Here is a 26,187-nt window from a genome sequence, read left to right as displayed (position 1 = left end):
GTAAAAATGAGCATGAAACAGAAAGACATCCCATAGGATTTATTCAAGAAGAAGATGGCAAGAAATATTTAGGAAAAGATAACCTTTATCTCATGACAAATGAAACCGCCTCTAGGAGAAGAGGCGGTTTCCGGACTTAAAGCGAGAAGGAGTTAACAGATTCTCTCGCCGTTAAGTATCTTAAAAGAGGGGGCGCGGGTTCCCCCTCTGTTTTTGATCTAACTTTTGTAAACTATCAATTTCATTCATCAGATCAAGTTGTCCTAAGTTCAAATACCCCGCGCTCAAGTATTTAACCGATCAATCCTATTTTTAAAGAAAACAGCCGGGTGGGATTCAAACTACTAATGTGAGAAGATGAACGTGGCTCCCCTGTGCGTTTCCGGCTGCTTTCAAGTTTGCACCGGAATAAAAAATCCCGGTGCTATATTTTAGCAATCCGGGAGATTTATAAAATCGGACCGGGCTGCTCTTCGTAGCAGAGGTCTAGCAACAAACCTTAGGACACGAAAAGCAAGCCTCGACCCGACTATATATATTACTATACGTAATCAGGTTCGAAGGCGTTGCAATCACCGTGGTCCATATAGAAGTTGCTAGTTTCTGCTCACAGTGCATAATTGCACGCTATCAATAAAAACTGAACGTCTTGCGTTCTGTTATTGCAAAGATGATAAATAATTATCTCATAAACAAAAAAAACACTAAATTATTTTTCAAGTCTTGGCAAAATAGCGTGATCCTTGTTCATTACTTTATAATCACCGTGAAAGCTGAATCAATCGTGTAACCGTGATCTCTGTTTCCGACTTTCACGTCTATAATATACCGACCACTTGGAACAGTATGATTATACGGGAGTTCGATCACTCCTGTCGGTTTTATTGAAAATTGATTCATGATTTCCGGTTGTCCCCCGTTAATACCCCGTATCTGAAAGTAAATAGGTAATGTCCCTTCCACGCCGTCCATCTCGTTGGATTGCCACGGTATCTTGTGTTCGATTTGATACGCGTCCTCTTCCTCGTCCAATTTTGCTTTCACGACAAGCGAATCGGGCGAGTACATGGCATTAAAAGCACGCATGATATTGATATTAATTTCAATCGCAACATCACTATTTAACACCGAAGATAGCATTGCCACGCCTTGCTCGGTGAAAGCAAAAGGCATATAACGAGTACCACCCCTCGTGTTTGAGGACGCAAATTGCGACCTCAAAGAATTGTATTCTTCTCTCGTGAGTTCAAACATGAAATCGTGAGGGAATCTTTTCGTATTACGCCTAACGGCTTCCTTGAGACGTTTTGTTTCCGTCCCGTACATTTCTGCCAAATCGAGATCTAGCATCACCCTTTGCCCCGGATCTCGTGTATCTTGCTTTGTATTAACTGAAGGTTGTCCATGTTCATTGCTTGATGATTTCGCCTGTTAATTCTGCCCAATCCCCCAAGCAAAAATTATACAATAAAAAAGCGAGGATTGCAAATTCTATCTAAACAGAGGCATCGCCTTGTTGCAAACAGACAGCAATCCACGCTTGCCAAGCGTGAATTTCATGTCTAATCCTGCTACTTAAATTTGGCGATTTTCTATTGAAGATTAGAGTAAACTCACAATATTTTCATGCGGACTGTATTGTCCTGAAAAAAGTTTACTCAAAACCAGTAAACCTATTTCAGGAAAGTACAATTCCGACGAGATCAGATTTGGTTTACACAAAAAGACCGTTATGGGGCAACTGAACTTTATTCATTAGCAGAGTATAAAGTGCGCAACGATGCTTCGTTTGAAAAAGATTACTTATCCGGAAAGTATGGTGCAATTCCAATTGTTGGAGATTTAACCCGTTTGTTTAATACCCAAGAAAATTAAGCTATGACGGCTACTTTGCTAGTAGAAGAATTAAATAAATTTCTATAATATTAAAAACCTGTTTAAATTTCGTGTTGATACGATAAAAATATTGGGTGTCAGTTGTTCAAGAGACTGGTACAAGAGATCATCTAATGGTAAAGCCATATAAATTCACGTCCGTGATATTACTCTAATCCAACCCGGATAAAGAAGTAATTTAACCCAAATAATCTTGCTCCCTCAGAGATTATTCGATGCTTACCCGGAGCCTAGTCATTCCGTAATGTTTGAGCCACGAGGAAGCTTCGAATGATCTTCGAATAAGGGGGATTATTTCCCTAGGATTTCCGTGGGATTTCCCTTGTTTTTTATTATAAGATAGTTGTTCTCTGAACTAAGTTTGCTTGTAGGCTCCTTAACCTTTCCTGTATTCTCCATAGGGTGTTACCTTATAGTTCATTTAGACGAAGGAGCATTCATCCTGCATTCATCTTGCATTCACCTTCGATTAAATTGATTTTTTAATCGTTTTTGTTTGAATCTTCATGCCCTTATGAAGTATATTTGTTATACGGATAATTTTAGTCGGATGATAGTGGGGCATAGAGGTAGGGTAGGGAATCGGGAGACCAGTTGTAGCCTTCGTGCGTCAAGTTCGAGATTACCGGGTGGCGGGATATTTTGAAAATATAGGCGAATGTATAGAAGTATGAAAATTTATATTTAATTTCGATGGCGAAGAGACTGGGAGCATGGGGTATATGGTCCGGTCGGAAGAACAAAAAAGAGGCAAGAGTATGGACACTTTTTACGAGGAAGATATATTGGGAGAGGGATTTCAACGAGCGACAATCTCTTTGCGCGATGATTACGAGGGACGGGCGATAGCCACGCTTGTTCGCCGTTTGTCGGATAAGGGAAACGGTCGGTCGGTGCTTTATATTCACGGTTTTAATGACTATTTCTTCCAACGGGAAATGGCTTGCCGTTTTAACGAGCAGGGATTTCATTTTTACGCGCTGGATTTACGAAAATACGGGCGTTCGTGGTTGCCTCATCAGAAATTTAATGACATCCGGGATCTTCGGGCTTATTTTGAGGAGATTACATTCGCTTTGCAAATGATTCGGGAGGAGGGAAGCCGGACAACCGTTTTGTTTGGTCATTCCACGGGCGGGTTGATTGCCACGCTTTACGCTAAAGAAAACGGGGATAGTTCTCTTTTTGACGGCATCATGTTGAACAGTCCTTTCTTTGATTTTAATAAAAGTTGGTTTGTGAAGAAGTGTATCCCGTTTGTCGCATTGGTGGGTGGTTTTTTACCGGGGATAAAGATTGCCGGAGGATTCACGGAACAATATGGTAAATTCCTGCACCGGGAGAGTCGGGGAGAGTGGGAGTATAACTTGGCTTGGAAACCGCATGTTGCACCCCGGATTAATTTGGGATGGGTTCGGGCTATTCATAAAGCACAACGGGAGTTGAGGCAACCTTTTGAAGTACGAAAACCCGTGCTGGTTTTACATTCGGAGAGGTCTGTCTCGAATTTCTCGAATGAGGAACAAGTGCAGTCCCGCGATGCTATATTGAACGTAAGAGATATTCAGCAGGTGGCACGGAATATCCGGGGACAGGTGGAGATCGTGTCGGTCTTGGGTGGTCTGCACGATTTGGTTCTATCCTGCAAGGAGGTCCGGGGAAAGGTCTACCAGATCATGTTTGACTGGCTGGAGCGTCAGAATGGGACGAATGATCGTAATTGTTTAGGTTAAAGCACGTGGTAAGTTTTATGGTGTGATTAAAAAAAGAGTGGGTCCGCGACCTGATAGTGTGTGTATTTGGGTTATTGTTTTGAAGATTTCGCGGACCCGGTAGCTCTAGGGACCCTCACGGTCAGCTGTTTGCGAGCTTTTGTTTTTTAGTTAAACAAGGGATGTTCCCCCAGTTAACGAATTATGAAAAAAAAGAAATGGTTTTAATGAACCTGATTTTACTCGATGTCTGTTATTTCATTTGTTATTACTGTTTTATTAAACTGATGTAAAGGTACGGGATTTTTATTCATCCAAGTAACCTATATTTGTAGGTAAATGTTGGTCGGTTTACGTTAATAATAGATTGTTTCTATTTTTGTTCGTGTTGTTTGCAGGGAAGAATAGAGGAAAGAGAAAAAATGACTATTTTTAAAAGAAGGAACGGAGTGCTAATGTTGGATGTTTGAATAGGGAGAAAAACGGGGTAACCCGTGTCAAAAATAGTCGTATTATGTTTCTCGTGTTTCGATGATCTGGTGGTATTTTCCATACTTTTGACTTGAGTTCTTTATGAAAATAGTGTATAAGTATGAAAGATGTTTCACTGTATGAAAGTTTCCTGACGGAATTGCGAAAGAAAATCCCGCAAGGAGCTAAGTTGACAAATACCTTGGTCGATATGTTGTATATCGAGCGGGAGGCGGTTTATCGCCGATTGCGCGGAGAAGTCCCCTTCACGTTTGTGGAGGTTATGACTGTCGCCAAGGAGTTGGGAATTTCTCTGGATAATCTGACGGAGACGGACACGTGCAAGAGCCGTCCGTTCCAATTGAAATTGGTGGAGTACGCGAACCCGCTTGACGCGGATTTCCGGATGATGCAGGATTTCGTCGAGATATTCGCTTGCGCGGAGAATGAACCGGACTGGGAGGCCGGTTTCTCGACGAACACTCTTCCCAAGTCTTTTTGTTATTATTATCCCGGGATCACGCGTTTTTATTTGTTCAAGTGGTTGTATCAATATAGTAACGTGGATTCGGTGAAGCCTTTTCGGGAGATGGTGATTAGTGACCGCTTGGCCAAGATTCAACAGGATTTTTTACATGGGATGCGGTGTGTTAGATCTTCTTTTTATATTCTCGATCATTTGGTGTTTCACTATTTGGTGACGGATATGTTGTTTTTTGCCAGTATAAACCTGATCACGCCCGGGGAGTTGAAGGAGTTGCAGGAGGAGTTGATGTTACTGTTGGAGAAACTGGAGCGTTTTACGGCGAAAGGACGGCACGAGGACACGGGGAACGAGATGTATATCTATCTTTCTAATATTAATCTTGACACGAGTTATTGTTATGTGAGTAGTCAGAATTGTCATTTAAGTATGTTGAAGGCGTTCACGCTGAATGTAATATCATCTTTTGACTTGGAGACATTCAACCGGTTGAAAAGCTGGATGAACTCGTTGAAACGTTCGTCCACGCTGATCACGGTGAGCGGGGAGAAGGAACGGGTTCGTTTCTTTAATGACCAGCGCCAGTTGGTGTCGGACATGACGAACACGGTCTGAAAAAGTTTTTCGTGACCGTGTTCGTCCTTTATTACAATTTTATGATTTTTTCGTTTGTTCTTTTTAGGTGAAACCATGAAAAAAGGAAAAGAAGGAGTACGTAAAGATGCTCCGATGTCCAGTACACCGCTAAAGGGATCTCTCCGATTCGGTTGATGCAGGAAAGGTAAATAAGGTATATGGCGATCGTGATACATTGGTAGATAAATGCCGCACGGGTGGCTCCCGTGCCTGACACTGCATTACAGAACACGTGTGCGGGAAGGGAGAGTATGTAGTTTGACAACATGACGACAAAGGGCCAAAAGGCTAGTTGAACGAGTTGCCTGTCGGGGGTGTAAATACCCATGACCACGTGGGGAAATAACAGGGCGATCACGATTAACGGGATTCCAAGCAAGTAACCGAGGCGGATGATTTTTCGGCACAAGGGCATGATCTGGTTCCTTTCCCCGGCTCCCGCCAGATTACTGACGAGTGATCCCGTGGTGGTGGAGAAGGAACTTACGATGACGAAAAAGATCGTGGAGATGCTCCGAATGATATTGGCGATCGCCAGTTGCGTGGTACCGAGATGTTCGATGAGGATAAAGAAAAGGAACCAAGGGGTCACGCTGATAAAAGAGTGCATCATGCTCCAGACAGACAGGCGGAATAGTTGTCCCATGAGTCGTTGGTTGAAAATGGGGAAAAGGCCGTAATGCCGTTTGTCTATTTTGAAGCGGGTGTAGATCACCAGTACGAATAGCCCTCCGAGTTCGGAGATCGTGGATGCCATGGCTGCACCCGATATTCCTAAAGCCGGAATTTTTCCGGCACCGAAAATCAACAGGTAGTTTAGCAACACGTTCATGCTCGCTAGGGTGATGGCAGAAGCGGTAAGTACACGGGTTTTGGTGATACCCACGAAGAATGCCCGGAAAGCCAACATCGGGAAAGCGAAAAACAGACCGAAGGTCCGCCAGTCCAGATATTGTATGACAGCCTCGTATATCTCTGTCGAAGTCAACAGATGTTGCAGGATGAAGGGTGTGAAAACTTTGGAAAGAGTAACGAGCGAGATGGCGAGTGTGGTCAGGAAAAATAGTCCTTGAAAGAATACTTTTCCTGTTTCTGCGGGACGCCGTTCTCCATTCCGACGAGCAATCATCACTTGTAGGCCGAGGCTGAACCCGAAACCCAATATGTAGAGGGAGAGATAGTACATTCCCGCGATGGCGGAGGCTCCCAGTTCTGTTTCCCCGATATGCCCGAGGAATATGGCATCCGTGATATTTATTAATTGTTCGACTAACACGCTCATCATCACGGGATAGTTGATGAGCCAGATTTGTTTGCTTGTAAAATTCATGATTCAACTTGAATAGCACATATCAAGATTGTTCCACGTGAGTGGAATTACTTGTTATGCCCGGTAAATAAAAGGGTATAATAAACTCTGTTCCCGGAAACGTGTTCTGTTTCCGACAGGCGGGGCCTGCGATCGGAATGCTATACAAGGAGCGTAGCTATATGCAGAGTTGTGCTTTCATGTTGAATAATAAGGTTAATGCTGCAAACATACAAAAAAGATGTGAGATTCTTCTTTTTTGCAAAACTTTTGTATAAAGAATTAAGGGGGAGAGGGTACGTGTAACACTCTATTTGCAGTGACGTATAATGTAATATAGGATAGATATATGAAGTAATAAATTAGAAAGTTATGAAAGAACGTGAAGAAAAGAAGACGAGAGCGACGAGTGGGGACCGGCATGCCCGGAACATTCCTTCAAAACAGGATAAAAGTTGGGTTGGCGAGCATCAGATGCAACAAGAACAATTTGACAAGACCGAATTTAAAAAAAGGGAGGCTAAAAAGCATCCCGGAAGAAGGATATGTCACTGATTTAGTGCTTATTTTCGAGGGTAATATATTTTTATTACCCTCGTGTTATTTTTACGTGTAGGATTATTTGTTTATTAAAAATATTATCGTAGATTTGTCGTGATTTTGAGTTTTGATTTGATCGCTACAGAGCGTTTGCCTTCATCGTATTAAAATGTATCGTTAAGCAGACTTTTCTAGACAATATCCGACCTCAAGTATTTAAATTATTAATTTTAAAGTTTGTATTAATGAACATTTACATTTCAAATTTAAGTTACGACGTGAATGATAGTGACTTAAGAGAGTTATTCGAAGAGTACGGTGAAGTTTCTTCAGCAAAAGTTATCATGGATAGAGAAACCGGAAGATCAAGAGGTTTCGGATTCGTGGAAATGTCTGATGACACCCAAGGACAAAAAGCTATTGATGAATTGAATCAAGCTGAATATGACGGTAAAGTTATCAACGTGAACGTTGCCAAACCGAGAACCGATCGTCCGGCTGGTGGTCGCGGTGGTTTTAACCGTAACGGTGGCGGTCGTGATCGTCGCAGTAACGGTGGTGGTCGTAGTTTCGAGAAAAGATTCTAAGGTATCCTAGATATAGAGAAAAGGTGGTTTTTCAACCACCTTTTTTTATTCTGTAACCCGATCTGTAAAGAGGGTTGCTGTTGATGCATGAGAGAAGATGTAGGACGCCGGGTATACTCCCTGTTTATGAACGAGGTGTTCCATGATCTCCTGTTTGTCAGCTCCTACAACGGGAATTAATATCGTAGAACTTTTTAAAATCACGGTTCCTGTCATTGTGATGCGTTGTTGTCCCGTTTTCGGGTGGTGTGAAACCGCGTAAATTCGCTGGTCGGTTAGTAGATTCATTGAATCGTTGAAAATAGAGGCCACGTGTCCGTCAGTCCCGATACCTAGTATAGTACAGTCGAAACGGGGCATATTCGAGTAGCCGGGAAGTTCCCATTTCACCATTTCCGAATATCGTTCAGCTTCGATTTTGGGTTCTTGTTCTCCCCAAATGCGATGGATATGATTTTGAGGAATATCCATGGGCATGAAAAGGAGGCGTTCAGCATGCTTGAAATTGCTCTCGTCATCTTCCGGTGACACGCATCGTTCATCTACCCAGTAAAAGTGGAGAATATCCCAAGGAATGTCATTCCGGTATTCTTTTACCCATAGTTTGAAGAGTTGTTGCGCCGTAGAACCTCCGGACAGGGCGATATGAAAAGGTTTCGATTTGCTTTTTTTGATCACCGCTATCAAAGTCTCAGTCATTGAGCGTAGCGTTTCTTCGGTAGTTTTATATACTTCTATTTTCATGATTGTATGGATCTAATTCGTACCTGTTTATACGATGCAAGTTACGGTTTATTCATGATATAAACAAGAAAAAAAGTTAAAAACCCTTACTAATTTTAGATTTATGATTTTAGAGTTCAACCGCACGAGACAAGCGCTTATTCTGTGATTTCGTGATTGCCGATTAGGTGGTTATAGAATCGCAGAATCATTCAATCGGCAATCACGTAATCTTTTAATCTAAAATCTATAAGTTTGTAACTCGCTGCTGGCGAATGTTTCTCACTGATTTATTGAATCTACGAATGAAGAGGGTGGCAGCAAACATGAGGCCGCCACAGAATCCGGAGAGTAGGCCGGGAGCCCCGAAGTCGAGCAAGATGCCGGCAATATATGCTAGCGGTACGGCGACAAATAGATAGGATACGAGGGCATAGATCATGGGACGCTGCACATCGGTGATACCTCGCAAGGCTCCGAGTGCAGTTACCTGTAATCCGTCGAAGATTTCAAACACGGCGACCACGAAGAATAGGTTGCGAGCTACTTTTATCACCTCGGGATCAGGGGTGAAAATGGACGCGATGGGGGTCCCGAAAAAGGCGTAGATCACGGCTGCTCCGGCCATGAAAATAACGGCAAGGCGGAGAGAAGCATGGGCGTAACGACGCATTTTCCCGATATTTCCTCGCCCGAATTCATGACTGACAAGTATGGTTGAGGCTCCGGCGATTCCGCTGGAGATCATGAATGTAAGGGAAATCATGGACATGACAATTTGATTTGCCGCGAGGGCAATGGTGCCTAACCATCCCATCATGACTGTGATGAGGCTGAGGGATAGAAATTCCACGACCATTTGTCCGGCTATGGGGTAGCCAACTTGTAATAGTTGTTTGATTTTTCGACGGCTCGTGTTGCTAAATTGAAAAAAACGAAATACGGGGCTATATATTTGGGAACGATGGATGTAGAGAAAAAAAGCAACAGGCATCATCAGGCGGGAGATTAATGTCGCTAGTCCCGCACCCGCTACCCCAAGGAATGGCGCACCGAATTTACCATATATAAATATGTAGTTCAGGAAAATATTCATCAAATTGCATGAAATCGTGATCACCATGGCTACCTTCGTGTTTCCAATTCCTTCCATGTATTGTTTGAATGTCATGAACAGAATGAACGGGATGACCGAGAATGAGGTCAGGATATAATATCCTTTGCATAATTCTACAACTTCCACGGGTTGTCCCATCATGGAAAGGTAGGGCATGAGCATGAACAAGAAAAGGGTGAGTACGAGTGACACGGTTGTGTTCAGTAGAAGTGAATTTTGGAAAAATCCGGCTATACGTTCTTTATCATCAAGCGCATGAGCTTGGCCCACAAGTGGGGTTAGGCCGGTGGCAATCCCCATGCCGACAACCATCGTGTTCATGATAATTGCTCCCGCTAATGACACGGCTGCCAATTCTGGGGCACCAAGTTGTCCTACCATGATGTTATCTGCCATTTGTACGATCGCCTGACCGGCTAATGATAGCATGATCGGGAAGGCGATGTTGATGTTCTGTTTGTAATACAGTGAGTTAATTCTCATGACTTGAATTTTAAAAACGGGGACAAAGATGTACATTTATTGTCACAAATAAAAATGTTGAAATCTTTTTGCGGGAATGAAACTAAGTTAATCATCGTTTCCGTATAATGAATAAATGAAACGCAAAAATTTGAGAAATTTAACTATATATTAAGTCAAAAAATTGCGAGAATTGGAAAATATGTGTATTTTTGGTATTGTAAATAGAGAGAAATGAAAGGATTGATATTTCGATATTTTTCGTTGTTACTCCTCTTTTTGATCATCGGGGTAAATCTCTTTGGAAGTGAAAATTCCAAGGGGAATATTCCTATTTCTGATAAGGAGAACATAGAAAAAGCGTCGGAAGAATTCCAAGTTTCCACTACCCCGTTTGATCAGCATGGAGTTTTTGAACGAACTTTAGAGTTTTCAAGCCGGCAGATTGTTAATAATGGAAGTCGGGAACAATTCTCCCTCTCGTTCTATCGAAAAACAGAACTTGCGTCACGTAGAAGTGAATTCCGGATGATGGCAGAAAAGACTTACGGGTATTTTTCCGATTTGTTGGGACTTCGACATCTTCAAGGTTTCTACGTGTTCGATTTGTGTAAAATCATTATTTAGTTATTCCTAGGTCCGTTTTGTCCAGTGTCACGAATGGTGATACCGGTGAGTTGTACTCGCTCATTGAAAGCGTGTTTTGATATGACATGCTGGTATAGAGGTGACTAATGTAATTATGGTATCTTTCTTCGGATACGGACGGACGAATTATATCCTTATTTTTCAGTGTATTATAAAATTGAATTTATTCATAAACGAATAATAATAGTAGACCTATGGAGAATAGTAAAGAAGATGCCAAGGGTTTTACCAACTCGGCATTATTTCAAACATTGTACCCGATCGTGATCATGTTAGTCATATTTGGTTTGGTTTTCTTGGCATTATACGTGGCATTATAATATTAAAGCGTTTAAAATATAAAAAATACTCCTATGAAAAAGACTGCAACAAAACAAGGAACAAGAAGAAGTTTAGGTATTTCTGCATTTCCGATAATCATTCTGTGTTTTATACTGGCAATGGTTATTTATCATTTCGTGTATGGTAATCCGGCTAATTTTATTAATAATGACCCGAACAATCATCCTATTCAGGGAAATTTACTAGGTACGATTTATAAAGGAGGGATCATCGTTCCGGTTATCCAGACTTTGTTATTTACGGTATTGACTTTAAGCGTGGAGCGGTTGATTGCCTTAAAAAGAGCAAAAGGGAAGAAGAATTTGCAACAATTCGTGACGAAGGTGAAGAGTGATCTTGAGGAGGGGAATATTGAGGCTGTTCGCCAAGCTTGTGACGAACAGAAAGGAACCGTGGCAAACGTGATTAAATCATCGCTTTCTACTTATTCACAGGTGTCAGCTTGTGACACGTTGTCGAAAGAAGAGAAACAGTTGGCAGTACGGAAAGATCTGGAAGAGGCTACCATGCTTGAGTTGCCGACGATGGAACAGAATCTGGGGGTAATAGCCACGATCACTACTTTAGGGACTTTGATGGGATTGCTCGGAACTGTAATCGGGATGATCAAGTCTTTCGCTGCATTATCTTCTGCCGGGGGAACGGATTCTATTGCCCTTTCTACCGGTATTTCGGAGGCGCTTGTGAACACGGCTTTCGGTATTGCAACCGGGGCGTGTGCTGTAATTGCTTACAATTTTTTCACCAGTAAGATAGACGGGATCACGCATAGTATTGACGAGATCGGGGCTTACTTGGTACAGAGTTTCACGATTAAACAACGCTAGTATACACTTGTTAATATATACGTTATGAGTCAGAAAATTAAAAAGAAATCAACGTTTATCGACATGACGGCCATGAGCGACGTGACGGTACTGTTGTTGACGTTTTTCATGCTGACTTCCACGTTTATCCAGAAAGAACCGGTGCAGGTGAACCCGCCGCAGTCGGTTTCCGAGATCAAGATTCCCGAATCAAATATCGTCTCTATTTTAGTCGAGCCAACGGGAAAGGTGTTCATGGGACTGGATAAACCACAGGATCGTATCGAGGTGTTGAAAAAGATGGGGGAGAGTTATCAGATTGAATTTTCGGATCAGGAATTGAAAAAATTCAGTCTGTGTAATTCATTCGGGGTGCCTATTCAGGGGATGAAACAATTCTTGGCATTATCGTCGGAAGAACAGGATAAAGTGATCATGAATTATGGAATTCCTTGTGATAGCACGAATAACCAGTTTAAATCGTGGATGCAATTTGCCCGGGAGGTGAACAAGGACTTGGTGATCGCTATCAAGGCGGATCAGAAAACTCCTTACCCGTTGATTAAGGATATTATGGCAACGTTGCAGGATCTGCGAGAGAATCGTTATAACTTGATTACCTCGTTGCGTAATATGCCGGAGGTATGATGGGACTTTATAACTTGTAATTTATTTATTATGGCAGAAATACAACAAAAGGATAGCGGGGAACGCAAGAAAGGGAAACAGAAGAAATTCAGTATCCGGGTGGATTTTACGCCTATGGTGGATATGAATATGTTGTTGATTACTTTCTTCATGCTCTGCACGTCCATGAGTAAACCCCAGACAATGGAAATCAGTATGCCGAGGAAAGATTTGTTGAATGAGCAGGAGCAAAACAAGGTGAAGGCTTCCAAGGCAATGACTATTTTATTGGGTAAGGAGGGGAGAGTGTACTATTATATGGGAGAGCCGGACTACGAGAATCCCGATATGGTGCAAGAAACTGATTTTTCCCCGAACGGTTTGCGTGCAATCCTGTTAGGACGTAATCAGGTGGTGATGCAGAAGATCCGGGAATTGAAACAAAAGAAAGCAAACTTGGAGATCTCGAACGAGGAATATCTGAAAGAGGCTGCCGAGATCAGAAAAGATAAGGATTCTCCCGTTATATTGATCAAGGCTACCGATTTTGCGAATTACAAAAATTTGATTGATGTTCTTGATGAGATGCAGATATGTAATATCGGACGGTACGCGATCATGGATATAACTCCGGGGGATTTGCGATTGTTACAGGATAAGACACACGACGGGTATGCTGATGATTTGAAAGAAGTCATCGAGTACCGGGAGTTAAAACAATAAGACCATGGCAAAGGATATAAATGTAAATTCGGTAGAGTGGTGTGATCTGATATTCGAAGGAAAGAATAAGGATTATGGGGCTTACGAGTTGCGTAAACACTCACCCCGGCGTCACTTGACGGCCTATGTCGTGATTATAGGTTGTGTGGTTCTGGCAATGGTTCTTCCGGCTTTTGTTCGTTTTCTGACACCCGTTAAGGCGCAGGAAAAGATGGTTACGGTGACGGAATTGTCTGATTTGAAGATGGATTTGCCGGAGGTGAAGGAAGAGAACAAGATCGTGGCGGTGAATGTTCCGCCGCCACCGACGTTGAAGACAACGATTAAGTTCACGGCTCCCGTGATTAAGAAAGATGAAGAGGTTCGTGAGGAAGACGAGATTAAAACACAGGATGAGGTGAATCAGGCAAAAGCGGCGATTTCCGTGGCGGATGTGAAGGGTAATGACGAGGAAAACGGTAAGGATATTGCTGATCTGGAAGACCATAAATTGATCGTGGCAAGTGAAGATGAGGTCTTTCAAGTGGTGGAACAAGCTCCCGAATATCCGGGGGGTATGGCTGCCTTGATGAAATGGATCGGTAAAGAGATCAAGTATCCTTCTATTGCCCAAGAAATGAATATAGAGGGAAGAGTAATCGTACAATTCGTGATCGGACGGGACGGGTCGGTACGTGATGTACAAGTGTTGCGTACGGTCGACCCGACGCTGGATAAAGAAGCCGTTCGCGTGGTAAAGGCCATGCGTAAATGGATTCCCGGAAGACAGCGGGGTGAACCGGTTTCCGTGCGGTTCACTTTACCGATCACGTTTAAATTACAACAATAAAAGAAATGATTCTGTGATTTAGTGATTGCCGATTAGGTGATTAAAAGAAAGCGTTGGACAGCGAGTGAAAATTACTAAATCTAAAATCGTAAATCAAAAATTAGAAAGGTTATGAATATTCGAATCGGCTTTTGGCTGTTATGCCTGATCTCCCTTGTGGCTTGTAAAGGGAAAACTTCAGGAGTACAAGATACCTTGTTTAGCGGGGTAATTCGAGTTGCAGTCGACGAAACGCTGTCTCCCTTGGCCGAGGATGAGATTGCAGTTTTTGAAGCGCAATATAATCAGACAGGTATCGTCCCGATATATACGAGTGAAGTGGATGCAATAACCCTGTTGTTACGCGACAGCGTGCGCTGGGTGTTGGCCACACGCCCTTTATCGGGGGACGAATTAGAGTCATTCCACAGCAATAAGTTTTTTCCGGAGTCCATCAAGATAGCTACTGATGGTGTTGCTTTGATTGTAAACAGGCAAAATGCCGATTCGATATTTAATGTGAGTACTTTAAAGAAAATATTTTCCGGAGAGATAACACGTTGGAACCAATTGTCGGCGGATTCGAAATTGGGTGAAATACAAGTTGTGTTTGACCACCGGAATTCCAGCACAGTACGTTACGTGCTGGATTCAATATGCGGGTGGGGTAACTTGTCTGATCGATGTCATGCCGCCGGAACGAATCGGGATGTCATCGAGTATGTTACTCGAACTCCCGGTGCTATGGGGGTAATCGGGGTCAATTGGATTAGTGACGAACAGGATTCTTTATGCCGGGATTTTCGAAAAGAGATACAGGTGGCACGGATCAGTCGTGCGGAGTTACCTACTTACGGGAATAGTTACCAGCCTTACCAGTATTACCTCTACACGGGGCAATATCCATTGTCTCGTGATATATATATTTTACTGAATGATCCCCGGAGCGCACTCCCAACCGGGTTAACCTCCTTTTTTGCAGGAGCAAGAGGACAGCGAATCATTTTGAAAGCCGGATTGTTACCTGCCACGATGCCCGTGAATATCGTGAACGTGAGGGACCAACTTTAACGAATAATTTTAAGATCATGAAAACGAAATTAATTATATGCGGATTATTTTGCTTGCTGGCAGCGAGGAGCGTGAAGGCAGCAGACAATAAGGTCGGAATAGATCTTTATGAATCGGGAATGATCGGGGCTGCCAAGGCTTTTTTCCTCGATAATTTGAAGCAACAACGAGAGGGAGTTTTGCAAGCAGAAACCTGTTACTATCTGGGGGAATGTTATCTGGTGTCGGGGCTTCGTGATTCTGCCGGGGTATACTACCAGAAAGGAATAGAGTTTATGCCTGACTATTCTTACAACCGGATCGGGTTAGTTGGGTTGAAATTGGGGAAAGATGTAGACGCTGAAGAGTTGTTCAAAGAGGTGCTTACAAGTAAAAAAGACAAGAAAGATGCCGGCGTGCAGTTGGCAATAGCCAGAGCATATTTGTATGCAGGTAATATGACAAAAGCAATGGAACACGTGAATCAGGCGAGAGAGTTGGATGCTAAAAGTGGGTTGCCGTACTTGGTGGAAGGAGATATTCTGGCAGCACAAGGGAAAGTCGGGGAGGCTTGTGCCAAATACGAAACGGCCGCTTATTTTAGTCCGGATTGTGTGGGTGCATATTTAAAACAGGCTCGCTTGTACATGTCGGCCAATCGTTCCTTATCATTGGAAAAGTTGGATAAGGCCCGGGAAAAATCCCCGGAATTTTGTGGTATTTATTGTATATTAGGGGAACTGTATGAAATGACCGGAGATAGTAAGGCTGCAGCTGATAATTATTCTAAATTTATTCAGTCGGGATACTATGACCAGAATAATTTGTTGCGATATGCCGGCATACTGTATTTCGATAAACAGTATGATAAGATGTTACCTATACTTCAGTCCGTGTTGAGAGAAAAGCCGGAAGATTTGGTGGCTAAACGTTTATATGCTTATTGTCTTTCTAAACGGGAGAATGGGGAAAAATGTCTGGAGGCTATAAAGCATTTTATAGAATCTACTCCCGAAGAGAGTCAGATTTGTCAGGATTATCTTTGTTACGCGGAACAGTTGACCGTGAAAAAAGAGTATAACGAGGCAATTACTTATTATAAAAAGGCGTTGAATGCGGATGGTAAACGTCAGGAGTTATTGAAAGATATTGCGGATCTTTTCGTGAAAAATAGAGAATTGGATTCGGCCGTGGTTTATTATCAGCAATATTTTGATTTCGTGGAGGAACCGGCCGCGGAAGATTTGTTGAAACTGGGGAAATGTTACTATAATCTGGCTTGTCAGGATTCAGTTCCAGAATTGCAAAAGGAAGAGCTGATAAAAGCAGATACTTTATTCAAAGAGTTAAGTATTCAAGTTCCTAATAGTTACGTGAGTTATTTTTGGCGGGCTCGGGTAAATTCCATGCTTGATCCGGAAACAACGAAGGGGTTGGCAAAACCATATTACGAGAAAGTAATAGAAATAGGATCAGTACAACCGGAACGTTATAAACGGGAACTGATAGAAAGTTATAAATACTTGGGGTATTATCATTACGTGATTGCTGATGCTATTACCACAAAAAATAATGGGAATCCTGATCCGGCAAAAGAAGAATACGGGGAAGCAAAGTCATTTTTCTCTAAAGTATTAACGTTGGATGCCAAGGATGAGGTGGCCTTGAAAGCTCTTGAGAGTATTAAGCTGTGAATCGGTAAAAGCGTGTCGATTGTGGGGATGTTCTTGTATTAGGATATCCCCAATTTTAATAAAATGAAAATTTAGTATTCGTAAAAGATTAAGTTTTGGTACGGAAATTGCTTTACAAGGGGAGAGTTGTTTATTGAATATTTAAATAGATTGAATTATGAAGTGGATTTTGCGGGCGATACCAATTTTACTTTTGATGGTTTGTTTTGGAGGGCAAGCTATGCCGGAGGACATGCCAAGAGAAAGAAGAATGGAGATCACCGGGGAATCGATGAATAGTTCAGAGATTACAGCTACTTTTTCGGCAATTGATCTGACGGACGTGTATGATTTTCTGGAGAAGTCATTTATGTTGACGGATATTGTGGATTTACCCGAGGATGTAGAAATTCAAAAAGACAAACGAGTGAGTTCTGCGAAAGAGATTCTCAAACAAGGTATCGAGGGAAAGAATAGTCATGACGCGTGGCGTGATGAAATCTTTGATTACTTGTCTATGAAACATATCCAGGGATTTTATATTTACTGGATGAACAAGATGATTATTTAATTTGTAATAATCATATAAACGTATACTGGGAATCTAGTACATAGCTTGAATATAATAAGGCTGGGAAGAAACTATTCTGAGTGAATATACGTTAAAGTTATAAGTTGGTATTTAAAGAACGTTTAAATCATATATTATGACACAGAAAGTCGGATACGTGACACAAGTGATTGGTCCTGTTGTGGACGTCATTTTTGAAGGTGGAGGGGTTGACTTACCTCCTATTTACGAGGCTCTGGAGATTGAGAGGGAGAATGGATCGAAGTTGATTGTCGAGGTGGAACAACACGTGGGAGAAGATACCGTGCGTTGTGTAGCAATGGATACCACCGACGGTTTATATCGCGGTATGAAGGTTTTGGATTTAGGACGGACCTTGACGATGCCTATGGGGGACCAGATTAAGGGACGTTTGTTGAACGTGACAGGTGATGCTATTGACTATCTGGCCCCATTGGATTACAAAGAAACGAGTTCTATACATCGAGAGGCACCGAAATTTGAAGATTTGTCTATCAAGGAGGAATTGCTGCTTACGGGAATAAAGGTGATCGATCTGTTGGAACCTTATTCTAAAGGTGGAAAGATCGGTCTGTTCGGGGGTGCCGGAGTTGGTAAAACAGTGTTAATCATGGAAATGATTAATAATATTGCCAAAGGACATAATGGATATTCCGTGTTTGCCGGAGTCGGAGAACGTACCCGGGAAGGGAACGATTTGTTGCGGGAGATGATAGAATCGGGGGTTATCAACTATGGTGACAAGTTCAAGGAGGAGATGGCAAAGGGGAAGTGGGATTTGGAGAGCGTGGACATGGAGAAGGTGAACCAGTCGCAGGCAACATTGGTTTTCGGACAGATGAATGAACCTCCCGGGGCTCGTCTACGAGTGGCTTTGTCCGGGTTGACGGTTGCGGAAATGTTTAGGGATTCGAATGCTGGAGGAAAAGAAATTTTGTTCTTTATTGATAATATTTTCCGTTTCACGCAAGCCGGGTCGGAGGTATCGGCCCTGTTGGGACGTATGCCGTCAGCAGTAGGTTATCAACCGACATTGGCATCGGAGATGGGTAAGTTACAAGAACGTATCACTTCCACGAAGAATGGCTCAATTACTTCTATCCAGGCCATTTATGTTCCGGCTGACGACTTGACAGACCCGGCACCGGCCACGACATTCAGTTTCTTGGACGCCACGACGGTGTTGAGTCGTAAGATTACCGAATTGGGTATTTATCCGGCGGTAGATCCATTGGAATCTTCTTCGCGTATTCTTGATCCGGCAATTGTTGGAGAAGAACATTATCAAACCGCACAAAGAGTGGTCGAATTATTGCAGCATTACAACGAGTTGCAGGATATTATTGCAATTTTGGGGGTTGATGAATTATCTGATTCGGATAAAATCGTGGTGGCACGGGCTCGTCGGGCGCAACGTTTCTTATCGCAACCTTTCCACGTGGCTGAACAATTCACCGGAATTCCCGGGGTTATGGTTCCGTTGGAAGAAACGATTCGAGGTTTCAAGATGATTCTCGATGGGGATATGGATGAATATCCGGAGCAGGCATTTATGAATACCGGAACCATTGATGATGTGATAAAGAAAGGGAAAGAGATGATTGAACAAGCGAAGAAAAGAAATTAGAGAATGTAAAATTTAGAGTTTAGAATGAAAAAGATTCCGTGATTGCCGATTCGATGATTAAAATCACTTAATCGAAAATCATTAAATCACTTAATCGATAGGATCTAAAATCTAAAGTTTAAAATCTAAAATAACTAAGGTCATGATTTTAAGAATAGTATCTCCGGAAAGAGTGATTTATAAAGGTGAGGTGCAAATGGTGAAATTGCCTGGTACGGTGGGTCAGTTTACCGTGTTGGAAAATCATGCACCGTTAGTATCTACGTTGACTCCGGGAGAAATTGTCTATAAAGGGTCAGAAGAGGAAAAGAGTGTACAGATTCGCGGGGGAGTTGTGGAAGTTCGGGACAATAATGTGGTGGTTTGTATAAATTAATGCACCTATGAAGAATGATTTGAAATATATATTGTTGACACTTGTTCTGTTGGTCGGAACGCTAACTGCGGGTGCGGTTAGAGTGGCCGCAACGGGTGTTAGCGGGGAAGAATCGCAACAGGTCGAGGACGAGCTTGCCGTACGGGTGGATTCCGTGATGCAGCAGGAGGAACGGGAGGATAAGGCTTTTGACCCTAAAAAGACTATTTTCGAGCATTTGGGGGACGAGTATGGATGGACGATTATCGGAAAGGTAACCATACCTCTGCCCGTGATTGTTCGGGATAATGGTGGGAAATGGTATTTTTTCAGTTCTTCACGTTTAGCAGACGGGAAAACATATAAAGGATTTCATATTGCCGGGGAAGGAGCTTATGAAGGGAAGATCGTGGGGGTAGATGCTGCCGGAAACGAATATCGTCCTTATGATTTTTCTATCACCAAAAACGCTTTTTCCGTGATGATTAGCGGGCTGATCACGATGTTGATCGTGTTCTCGTTAGTTCGATTTTATAAAAGGAAAAAGTTTAAGGCCCCGCGTAAGGGAATGGGTGGTCTGGAAATGATTGTCGAAATGTTATATAAAGAGGTTATTGTCAGTGTGCTGGGAACGGAATCTAAGCGATATGCACCCTATCTGTTGACTTTGTTCTTTTTTATATTCGTATCCAATATGATGGGGTTGATAGCTGTATTCCCGGGAGGGGCGAACGTGATGGGAAATATGTCAATCACGCTGGTCTTGGCATTATGTACTTTCGTGGTGATTAATGTTTCAGGGACGAAAGAGTACTGGAAAGAGATATTTTGGCCGGATGTGCCTATGGGATTGAAATGTCCGGTACCCTTATTGCCTGTTATTGAGATATTCGGAGTGTTCACGAAACCGGTGGCTTTGATGATTCGTCTTTTCGCTAACATGTTGGGAGGACACTTGATTGTGTTGGTGTTGATTTCGTTGATCTTTCTGTTTAGCGTGATGGGACAGGTGGTATTGGGCGTTACAACGGTATTTTCAGTATTGTTTGCCGTGTTTATGAACTTGATTCACGTGTTGATCGGGTTTATTCAAGCATACGTGTTTATGTTGCTTTCAACAATCTTTATCGGGTTGGCGAGAGTGAGGAAAGTTAAAAGCTAAAAACTTAAATCTAAAAGTTTGAATTTAAAATCTAAAATCATTAAATCTAAAATTAATAAATAAGGTTATGGAAAGTTTGATTTTATTGGAAGTAGCAGCAGCCGGGTTAAGTCTGGCTAAGATAGGTGCATGTGTTGGAGCTGGTTTGGCAGCTATTGCTGCAGGTATTGGTATCGGTAAGATCGGTTCTTCGGCGATGGATGCTATTGCCCGTCAGCCGGAAGAGACTAACAATATCAGAACCAATATGATCGTGATTGCGGCTTTGATCGAGGGTGTTGCTCTTTTCGCAATTATCGTTTGTTTATTAGCATTGTTTGTATAAAAAGAAGCTATGTCATTATTTACACCGGAATTCGGATTAGTGTTTTGGATGCTGGTTGTCTTTTTGATTCTTTTCGGCATTCTGGCAAAATACGCCTGGCCGGCTATTGTCCGGATGATGGACGAGCGGGCTGATTTTATTGATAAAGGCGTAGAGTATGCCCGGGAGGCTAAAAGAGATCGAGAAAAGGCACAAGAGGATGCCAAAGATTTGCTGACGGAAGCCCGTAAGCAACAATTAGAGGTATTGCAGCAGACAGAACGGCTGAAACGGGAGATGATAGCGGAAGCCCGAAAAGCGGCAGAAAATGAGGCAAAACAAGTGAGGGAGGCTGCCAATTTGTCGATAGAGCAGGCAAAACGGGAAGCAGAATTACAATTGCGTAAACAAGTGGCATCCTTGTCTTTGCAGGTTGCAGAGAAAGTGATGCGTAAAGACTTGGCTACCGATAAGAACCAAATGGAACTGATCGGTAAGTTGTTGAACGAGCTTGAAAATAAAGAGTAAAGGAGGAGAGTATGGACGAAGGATTGATTGCTCGAAGGTATGCAAAGGCCGTGTTTCGATACGCGCAGGAGTTAAATGCTGCTGATGCAGTGTATGAGAAGATGAAATTATTCGAGAAAAATTATATCGCTCATCCCGACTTGCAGAAAGCTTTGTTAAATCCGTTGTTATCACCCGAGGATAAGGAAATGCTGCTCTCCACGGCTATCGGAATCGAACCGGGAGAGGCGTACATCAAGGGTATTCGTTTGTTGATAAGAAACCACCGGGAAATGTATGTCAGGTCAATTTGCCTGATGTTTCAGAAGATTTACCGGGCTGCAAACGGGATTATCCGGGTGAAGATCATCACGGCGATGGAGTTGTCGGACGAGACGATGGATAAGATCAAAGAGTTCGTGCGGCGTCATACTGATAAGACAATAGAGTTTGTCCATAAGGTTGATCCCTCGATTATCGGAGGTTTTATATTACAGATCGGGTCCCGACAACTAGATGCCTCGCTGATGAAAGAGCTGAAGGAGATGAGTCTCCAGTTTGGATTTTTAGATTATAAATGAATCCTTCGGGAGGATGACAAGAAGAAGGTGTTAGCCTTGTGAGGCTGAAATTTAAAATCTAAAATCATTAAATCTAAAATTATTTAGGGTTATGTTGAAAGCGAATGAAATATCAGATATTTTAGAAATGCAACTCAAGGAGGTCGATACGAAGATGGCTTTCGAAGAGGTGGGAACCGTGATGGAGGTTGGTGACGGGGTGGCCCACGTGTTCGGGCTGGATAATGTGCAGGCTAACGAGTTGCTGGAATTTGAGAACGGGGTTCGTGGGGTTGCCATGAACTTGGAGGAAGATAATGTGGGAGTGATTCTGATGAATGCCGGTGATCGGGTGAAGGAAAATTACACGGTGAAACGTACGGGAAGTATTGCCTCCGTGAAGGTGGGAGAGGGATTGCTCGGACGGGTTGTCAACACGCTGGGTGAACCTATCGACGGAGCCGGACCTATAGAAGGGGAATTGATACAGTTACCGTTGGAACGTAAGGCTCCGGGGGTAATCTATCGTCAGCCGGTGAAAGAACCGTTACAGACAGGGATCAAGGCGATTGATTCCATGGTGCCGATCGGACGGGGACAGCGGGAGCTGATCATCGGAGACCGTCAGACCGGAAAGACATCTATTGCCGTGGATACGATCTTGAACCAGAAAAGAAATTTCGATAACGGTGATCCGATTTATTGTATTTACGTGGCTATCGGTCAGAAAGCATCATCTGTAGCCATGTTGGTGAACACGTTGCAGGAGAGAGGTGCGATGCAGTACACGGTCGTTGTTGCGGCAAACGCATCCGATTCGGCAGCTATGCGTTACTATGCGCCTTTTGCGGGAGCGACGATCGGAGAGTATTTTCGAGACAGTGGTCGTCACGCATTAGTTGTGTATGATGACCTTTCCAAACAGGCTGTTGCTTATCGTGAGATTTCTTTGATTTTGCGTCGTCCTTCCGGGCGTGAGGCTTATCCGGGAGATATATTCTATTTACATTCTCGTTTGTTGGAACGGGCAGCGCGAATTATATCCAGTGATGAGATGGCACAGACGATGAATGATTTGCCGGATGTGTTGAAATCCACAGCCAAAGGAGGTGGTTCATTAACCGCATTGCCGATTATCGAGACTCAGGCAGAAGACGTGTCGGCGTATATTCCGACAAACGTTATTTCTATCACGGACGGGCAGATTTTCCTTGAGGCCGGATTGTTCAACGAAGGGGTACGTCCCGCAATTAACGTGGGAATCTCGGTATCCCGTGTCGGTGGTAATGCCCAAGTGAAAGCTATGAAGAAGATTGCCGGAACATTAAAGATCGATCAGGCCCAGTACCGGGAATTGGAGGCCTTCTCTAAGTTTGGAGGAGACATGGATTCTGTGACGGAGATGGTGATCGATAAAGGGCGTAAGAATGCTCAGTTATTGATTCAGCCCCAGCATGCACCGATGCCCGTGGAGGAGGAGATTGCCGTGATTTATTGCGGTACACAAGGGTTGTTGCGTAACGTGGAGTTGAAGCATGTAGCCGAGTTTGAGAAGATGTTCTTGGAAATATTGCGATCCAAATACCAAAAAGAGATTTTGGAGCCATTGCGGGAGGGGGTTCTGGATGAAAATGTATCTAAATTATTAGAAGAAGTGGCCACGGAAGTGGGGCAGACTTTTAATTAGTTCATAAAGTAAAAATTATGGCATCAACACGTGAATTGAAAGGAAGGATAAATTCGGTACATTCTTCTCAAAAGATAACCGGAGCCATGAAGATGATCTCTTCTGCCCGGTTGAGGAAGTCTGAGAATGCATTGAATCATGCCCGTCCTTACATGGAACAGTTGCAAAATATACTGGATCATATTGCAAGTGAAATTAATGATTATCAGTCTCCGTTGAGTCAGGATCGTCAGGTTCAACGGGTCGCAATTGTTATTTTTGCTGCCAATGAAGGTTTATGTGGCGCTTTTAACCTGCTATTATACAAGAAATTATTGGAGACATTACAAGAGTATGATGGTAAGGTTAAATCGCCTGTTTTCGTTTATTCCGTGGGGAGAAAGCTCGTGAACGATATAAAACGGACGAGGGGGGTGGAGGTTATGCCGATCCCCGATCTTTTCGAAAAAAAACAATATGCAGAAGGAGCAACGGCATTGGCAGATGAATTAATTCGTCGTTTTTTGGAGAAGGATGTGGATCGGGTCGAAGTTATTTATGCTCATTATAAGAGTATGGGAACACAGATCATTAGTCGGGAGCAGTTACTTCCGTGGGTACCTCAGGAAACGAAAGCTCTTTCAGATAAAGAACGAAATAAAGTATATATTTACGAGCCGGATTGCGAAGAGATATTGGAGACGATTTATCCGTTGGTTATCCATTCCACAATGTATCGGTACCTACTGGAAAATCAGACTTCAGAACAGGCCTCTCGCATCTTATCTATGCAAATGGCAAATGATAATGCTATTAAGTTGTTGAAAAACTTGCAGTTGGAATACAATAAGTTGAGACAACAGAATATTACGGCCGAGTTGATGGATATTGTGGGTGGGTCGATAGAGTGATTTATGATATAATAGTTTAATTTATGGTTATAACGCTGATTATTTTAGCATTATCTGCTTTCTTTTTTGTAAATGGAAAAATTCGGTCTGATGTAGTTGCACTTTGTGCGTTGGTACTTTTGATACTATGTGGTATATTAACCCCGGAGGAGGCACTTTCAGGGTTCTCTAATTCCATCGTGATTATGATGGTGGGGTTGTTCGTGGTGGGGGGTGCCATATTTCAAACCGGATTGGCTAAAATGATCAGTAGTAAAATACTTCAACTGGCAGGTAAGAGCGAGTTGAAGCTTTTTATTTTAATCATGTTGGTTACTTCTGCTATCGGGGCGTTTGTGAGTAACACGGGAACCGTGGCTCTGATGTTACCGATTGTGGTCAGTATGGCGGTTAGTGCGAATGTTAGTCCTAGTCGATTTTTGATGCCTTTGGCATTTGCAAGTAGCATGGGTGGAATGGCGACGCTGATAGGTACACCGCCTAACCTTGTGATTCAAAATACTTTGTTGGAGGGTGGATTTGAGGGGTTGTCCTTTTTTTCGTTTACTCCGGTTGGAATTATTTGCGTGTTGATTGGAATTGTCGTGTTGATACCTTTAAGTCGGATATTTCTGGTTAAGAAGGGCGAGAAAAAGACGGAGAAAAAAGCACGGAAAAAATCATTAAAAGATTTGGCCTATGAATACCAGATTGCTCAGAATCTGTTCCGGGTGGGAGTGAAATCGGATTCTACATTTCGAGGAAAGACATTGGCCGAATTGAATATAACCGGGAAATATAACGTCACGATTTTGGAAATCCGGCGAGAATCAAAGTCTCAGAATCCTTTTATGAAGACGATTGATCAAGAGCTGGCAGGCCCCAATACTTCCTTGCAGACAGGTGACGTGTTGTATGTTTTGGGAGCTTTTGCTCAAATCGAATTATTGACGAAAGATAATAATTTAGATTTATTGGATACACATACGGCAGAAGTTTCGGAAGAAAAAGTTCCCCGGGATATGGTGTTCGGGGAGATCGGTATTGCCGAGGTTTTATTGATGCCGAATTCTCAATTGATTAATCGAGCTGTAAAAGACTCCGGTTTTCGGGAAAAGTACAATATTAACATATTGGGAATCCAGCGGGGAGGAAAGTATCTTTTACAGGAATTGAAGGATGAAAAGATGCATTCGGGGGATGCTTTGTTGGTACAGGGGACATGGAAAGATATTGCCCGGTTGAATGAAATGCAATCGGAATGGGTTGTTGTCGGTCAACCACTGGCAGAGGCCGCAAAAGTGACATTGGATCACAAAGCCCCGATTGCGGCAACGATTATGATCCTAATGATTATTGCGATGGTTTTCGATTCCATTCCCGTGGCTCCCGTGGCTGCCGTGATTGTTGCTGCTTTATTGATGGTATTGACCGGATGTTTACGTAACGTGGAAGATGCCTACAAAACGATTAATTGGGAAAGTATCGTGTTGATTGCAGCCATGTTGCCTATGTCGTTAGCATTGGAGAAAACGGGGGCATCAGCTATGATTTCATCCGGTTTGGTCAGTTATTTGGGTGATTTCGGGCCAATTATCCTGTTGGCAGGGATTTACTTTACAACTTCGTTGTTAACCATGTTTATCAGTAATACGGCGACAGCTGTCCTTTTAGCTCCGATAGCCTTGAAGGCCGCACTAGATATAGGAGCAAGTCCTTATCCATTCCTGTTTGCCGTGACCGTAGCTGCAAGTATGTGTTTTGCATCTCCTTTCTCAACACCGCCTAATGCGCTGGTGATGTCTGCCGGGAAGTACACGTTTATGGATTACGTGAAGGTCGGTTTACCTTTGCAGGTGATTATGGGTATCGTGATGGTTTTAGTGTTACCTTTATTGTTTCCGTTTTAA

25 protein-coding genes and 2 pseudogenes are annotated in these 26,187 nt (G+C 42.8%); 23 read left to right on the top strand and 4 right to left on the bottom strand.

What is annotated here, in order from left to right:
* Window positions 1-750: 750 nt before the first annotated feature.
* Window positions 751-1,406: pseudogene (locus QVC79_RS17805) on the bottom strand (ORF6N domain-containing protein).
* 286 nt (window positions 1,407-1,692) lie between these two features.
* On the opposite strand from QVC79_RS17805, the pseudogene QVC79_RS04560 reads away from it, so the two are divergent.
* The 3 genes and pseudogenes from QVC79_RS04560 to QVC79_RS04550 all read left to right on the top strand — a co-directional run.
* Window positions 1,693-1,875, top strand: a pseudogene (locus tag QVC79_RS04560) (AAA family ATPase); the annotation flags it as partial.
* A gap of 779 nt (window positions 1,876-2,654) precedes the next feature.
* Window positions 2,655-3,629, top strand: coding sequence for an alpha/beta hydrolase (locus tag QVC79_RS04555; protein WP_270593518.1), 975 nt, complete (start codon window positions 2,655-2,657; stop codon window positions 3,627-3,629).
* A gap of 571 nt (window positions 3,630-4,200) precedes the next feature.
* Complete coding sequence (locus QVC79_RS04550; protein ID WP_124318286.1) at window positions 4,201-5,178, top strand: helix-turn-helix domain-containing protein; 978 nt, start codon at window positions 4,201-4,203, stop codon at window positions 5,176-5,178.
* A 31-nt stretch (window positions 5,179-5,209) separates the two neighbouring features.
* Here QVC79_RS04550 and QVC79_RS04545 read toward each other — a convergent pair whose 3' ends face one another.
* Window positions 5,210-6,529, bottom strand: a complete 1,320-nt coding sequence (locus tag QVC79_RS04545) for an MATE family efflux transporter (RefSeq protein ID WP_270593519.1) — start codon at window positions 6,527-6,529, stop codon at window positions 5,210-5,212.
* Between the two features lie 351 nt (window positions 6,530-6,880).
* Here QVC79_RS04545 and QVC79_RS04540 point away from each other — a divergent pair, with 351 nt between their 5' ends.
* Together QVC79_RS04540 and rbp are read left to right on the top strand one after the other, a co-directional pair.
* Complete coding sequence (locus QVC79_RS04540; RefSeq protein ID WP_270593520.1) at window positions 6,881-7,063, top strand: hypothetical protein; 183 nt, start codon at window positions 6,881-6,883, stop codon at window positions 7,061-7,063.
* A gap of 230 nt (window positions 7,064-7,293) precedes the next feature.
* Window positions 7,294-7,635, top strand: coding sequence for an RNA-binding regulator (gene rbp, locus QVC79_RS04535; RefSeq protein ID WP_027202973.1), 342 nt, complete (start codon window positions 7,294-7,296; stop codon window positions 7,633-7,635).
* A 45-nt stretch (window positions 7,636-7,680) separates the two neighbouring features.
* On the opposite strand, the gene pgl is transcribed toward rbp, so the two are convergent.
* Both pgl and QVC79_RS04525 read right to left on the bottom strand, forming a co-directional pair.
* The gene (pgl, locus tag QVC79_RS04530; RefSeq protein ID WP_270593522.1) at window positions 7,681-8,379 is read right to left on the bottom strand and encodes a 6-phosphogluconolactonase; all 699 of its coding nucleotides are present in this window, start codon (window positions 8,377-8,379) and stop codon (window positions 7,681-7,683) included.
* Between the two features lie 226 nt (window positions 8,380-8,605).
* Entirely contained in the window at window positions 8,606-9,958 is a 1,353-nt protein-coding gene (locus tag QVC79_RS04525) for an MATE family efflux transporter (protein ID WP_164720055.1), read from the bottom strand.
* Window positions 9,959-10,171: 213 nt separating this feature from the next.
* Here QVC79_RS04525 and QVC79_RS04520 point away from each other — a divergent pair, with 213 nt between their 5' ends.
* The 18 genes from QVC79_RS04520 (at window position 10,172) to QVC79_RS04435 (ending at window position 26,187) form a co-directional block, all read left to right on the top strand.
* The gene (locus QVC79_RS04520) at window positions 10,172-10,564 is read left to right on the top strand and encodes a hypothetical protein (RefSeq protein WP_270593523.1); all 393 of its coding nucleotides are present in this window, start codon (window positions 10,172-10,174) and stop codon (window positions 10,562-10,564) included.
* Between the two features lie 215 nt (window positions 10,565-10,779).
* A complete protein-coding gene (locus tag QVC79_RS04515; protein WP_262707606.1) occupies window positions 10,780-10,905 on the top strand; it encodes a hypothetical protein in 126 nt (41 codons plus the stop codon).
* A gap of 33 nt (window positions 10,906-10,938) precedes the next feature.
* Window positions 10,939-11,754 (top strand): MotA/TolQ/ExbB proton channel family protein, encoded by an 816-nt coding sequence (locus QVC79_RS04510; RefSeq protein ID WP_124317454.1) that lies wholly within the window; start codon window positions 10,939-10,941, stop codon window positions 11,752-11,754.
* A gap of 24 nt (window positions 11,755-11,778) precedes the next feature.
* On the top strand, window positions 11,779-12,381 hold the full coding sequence (locus QVC79_RS04505; protein WP_027202968.1) for an ExbD/TolR family protein: 603 nt from the start codon (window positions 11,779-11,781) through the stop codon (window positions 12,379-12,381).
* 30 nt (window positions 12,382-12,411) lie between these two features.
* A complete protein-coding gene (locus tag QVC79_RS04500; protein ID WP_027202967.1) occupies window positions 12,412-13,083 on the top strand; it encodes an ExbD/TolR family protein in 672 nt (223 codons plus the stop codon).
* A 4-nt stretch (window positions 13,084-13,087) separates the two neighbouring features.
* The gene (locus tag QVC79_RS04495; protein WP_087419816.1) at window positions 13,088-13,912 is read left to right on the top strand and encodes an energy transducer TonB; all 825 of its coding nucleotides are present in this window, start codon (window positions 13,088-13,090) and stop codon (window positions 13,910-13,912) included.
* Between the two features lie 111 nt (window positions 13,913-14,023).
* On the top strand, window positions 14,024-14,962 hold the full coding sequence (locus QVC79_RS04490; RefSeq protein WP_164719734.1) for a PstS family phosphate ABC transporter substrate-binding protein: 939 nt from the start codon (window positions 14,024-14,026) through the stop codon (window positions 14,960-14,962).
* Between the two features lie 17 nt (window positions 14,963-14,979).
* Window positions 14,980-16,635, top strand: a complete 1,656-nt coding sequence (locus QVC79_RS04485; RefSeq protein ID WP_124317456.1) for a tetratricopeptide repeat protein — start codon at window positions 14,980-14,982, stop codon at window positions 16,633-16,635.
* 157 nt (window positions 16,636-16,792) lie between these two features.
* Window positions 16,793-17,185 carry a hypothetical protein gene (locus tag QVC79_RS04480; RefSeq protein WP_124317457.1) on the top strand — a complete coding sequence of 131 codons (393 nt, stop codon included), beginning with the start codon at window positions 16,793-16,795 and terminating at the stop codon, window positions 17,183-17,185.
* Window positions 17,186-17,321: 136 nt separating this feature from the next.
* Window positions 17,322-18,833, top strand: coding sequence for a F0F1 ATP synthase subunit beta (gene atpD / locus QVC79_RS04475; RefSeq protein WP_124317458.1), 1,512 nt, complete (start codon window positions 17,322-17,324; stop codon window positions 18,831-18,833).
* A 142-nt stretch (window positions 18,834-18,975) separates the two neighbouring features.
* Window positions 18,976-19,209, top strand: coding sequence for an ATP synthase F1 subunit epsilon (gene atpC / locus QVC79_RS04470; RefSeq protein WP_270593528.1), 234 nt, complete (start codon window positions 18,976-18,978; stop codon window positions 19,207-19,209).
* 7 nt (window positions 19,210-19,216) lie between these two features.
* Entirely contained in the window at window positions 19,217-20,350 is a 1,134-nt protein-coding gene (gene atpB / locus QVC79_RS04465) for a F0F1 ATP synthase subunit A (RefSeq protein WP_270593530.1), read from the top strand.
* A 67-nt stretch (window positions 20,351-20,417) separates the two neighbouring features.
* Complete coding sequence (gene atpE, locus QVC79_RS04460) at window positions 20,418-20,675, top strand: ATP synthase F0 subunit C (RefSeq protein WP_027202959.1); 258 nt, start codon at window positions 20,418-20,420, stop codon at window positions 20,673-20,675.
* Between the two features lie 9 nt (window positions 20,676-20,684).
* A complete protein-coding gene (gene atpF, locus QVC79_RS04455) occupies window positions 20,685-21,182 on the top strand; it encodes a F0F1 ATP synthase subunit B (RefSeq protein ID WP_027202958.1) in 498 nt (165 codons plus the stop codon).
* 11 nt (window positions 21,183-21,193) lie between these two features.
* The gene (locus QVC79_RS04450; protein ID WP_027202957.1) at window positions 21,194-21,742 is read left to right on the top strand and encodes a F0F1 ATP synthase subunit delta; all 549 of its coding nucleotides are present in this window, start codon (window positions 21,194-21,196) and stop codon (window positions 21,740-21,742) included.
* Window positions 21,743-21,833: 91 nt separating this feature from the next.
* On the top strand, window positions 21,834-23,408 hold the full coding sequence (atpA, locus tag QVC79_RS04445) for a F0F1 ATP synthase subunit alpha (RefSeq protein ID WP_287642440.1): 1,575 nt from the start codon (window positions 21,834-21,836) through the stop codon (window positions 23,406-23,408).
* A gap of 17 nt (window positions 23,409-23,425) precedes the next feature.
* Window positions 23,426-24,298, top strand: a complete 873-nt coding sequence (gene atpG / locus QVC79_RS04440; protein ID WP_270593534.1) for an ATP synthase F1 subunit gamma — start codon at window positions 23,426-23,428, stop codon at window positions 24,296-24,298.
* Between the two features lie 23 nt (window positions 24,299-24,321).
* On the top strand, window positions 24,322-26,187 hold the full coding sequence (locus QVC79_RS04435; RefSeq protein ID WP_270593536.1) for an SLC13 family permease: 1,866 nt from the start codon (window positions 24,322-24,324) through the stop codon (window positions 26,185-26,187).

It is taken from the genome of Butyricimonas sp. (assembly GCF_019423355.1).
Taxonomy (GTDB): domain Bacteria; phylum Bacteroidota; class Bacteroidia; order Bacteroidales; family Marinifilaceae; genus Butyricimonas; species Butyricimonas faecihominis.
The sequence above is the reverse complement of the archived record's forward strand: the minus strand, read 5'-3'. Positions and strand labels throughout refer to the sequence as shown.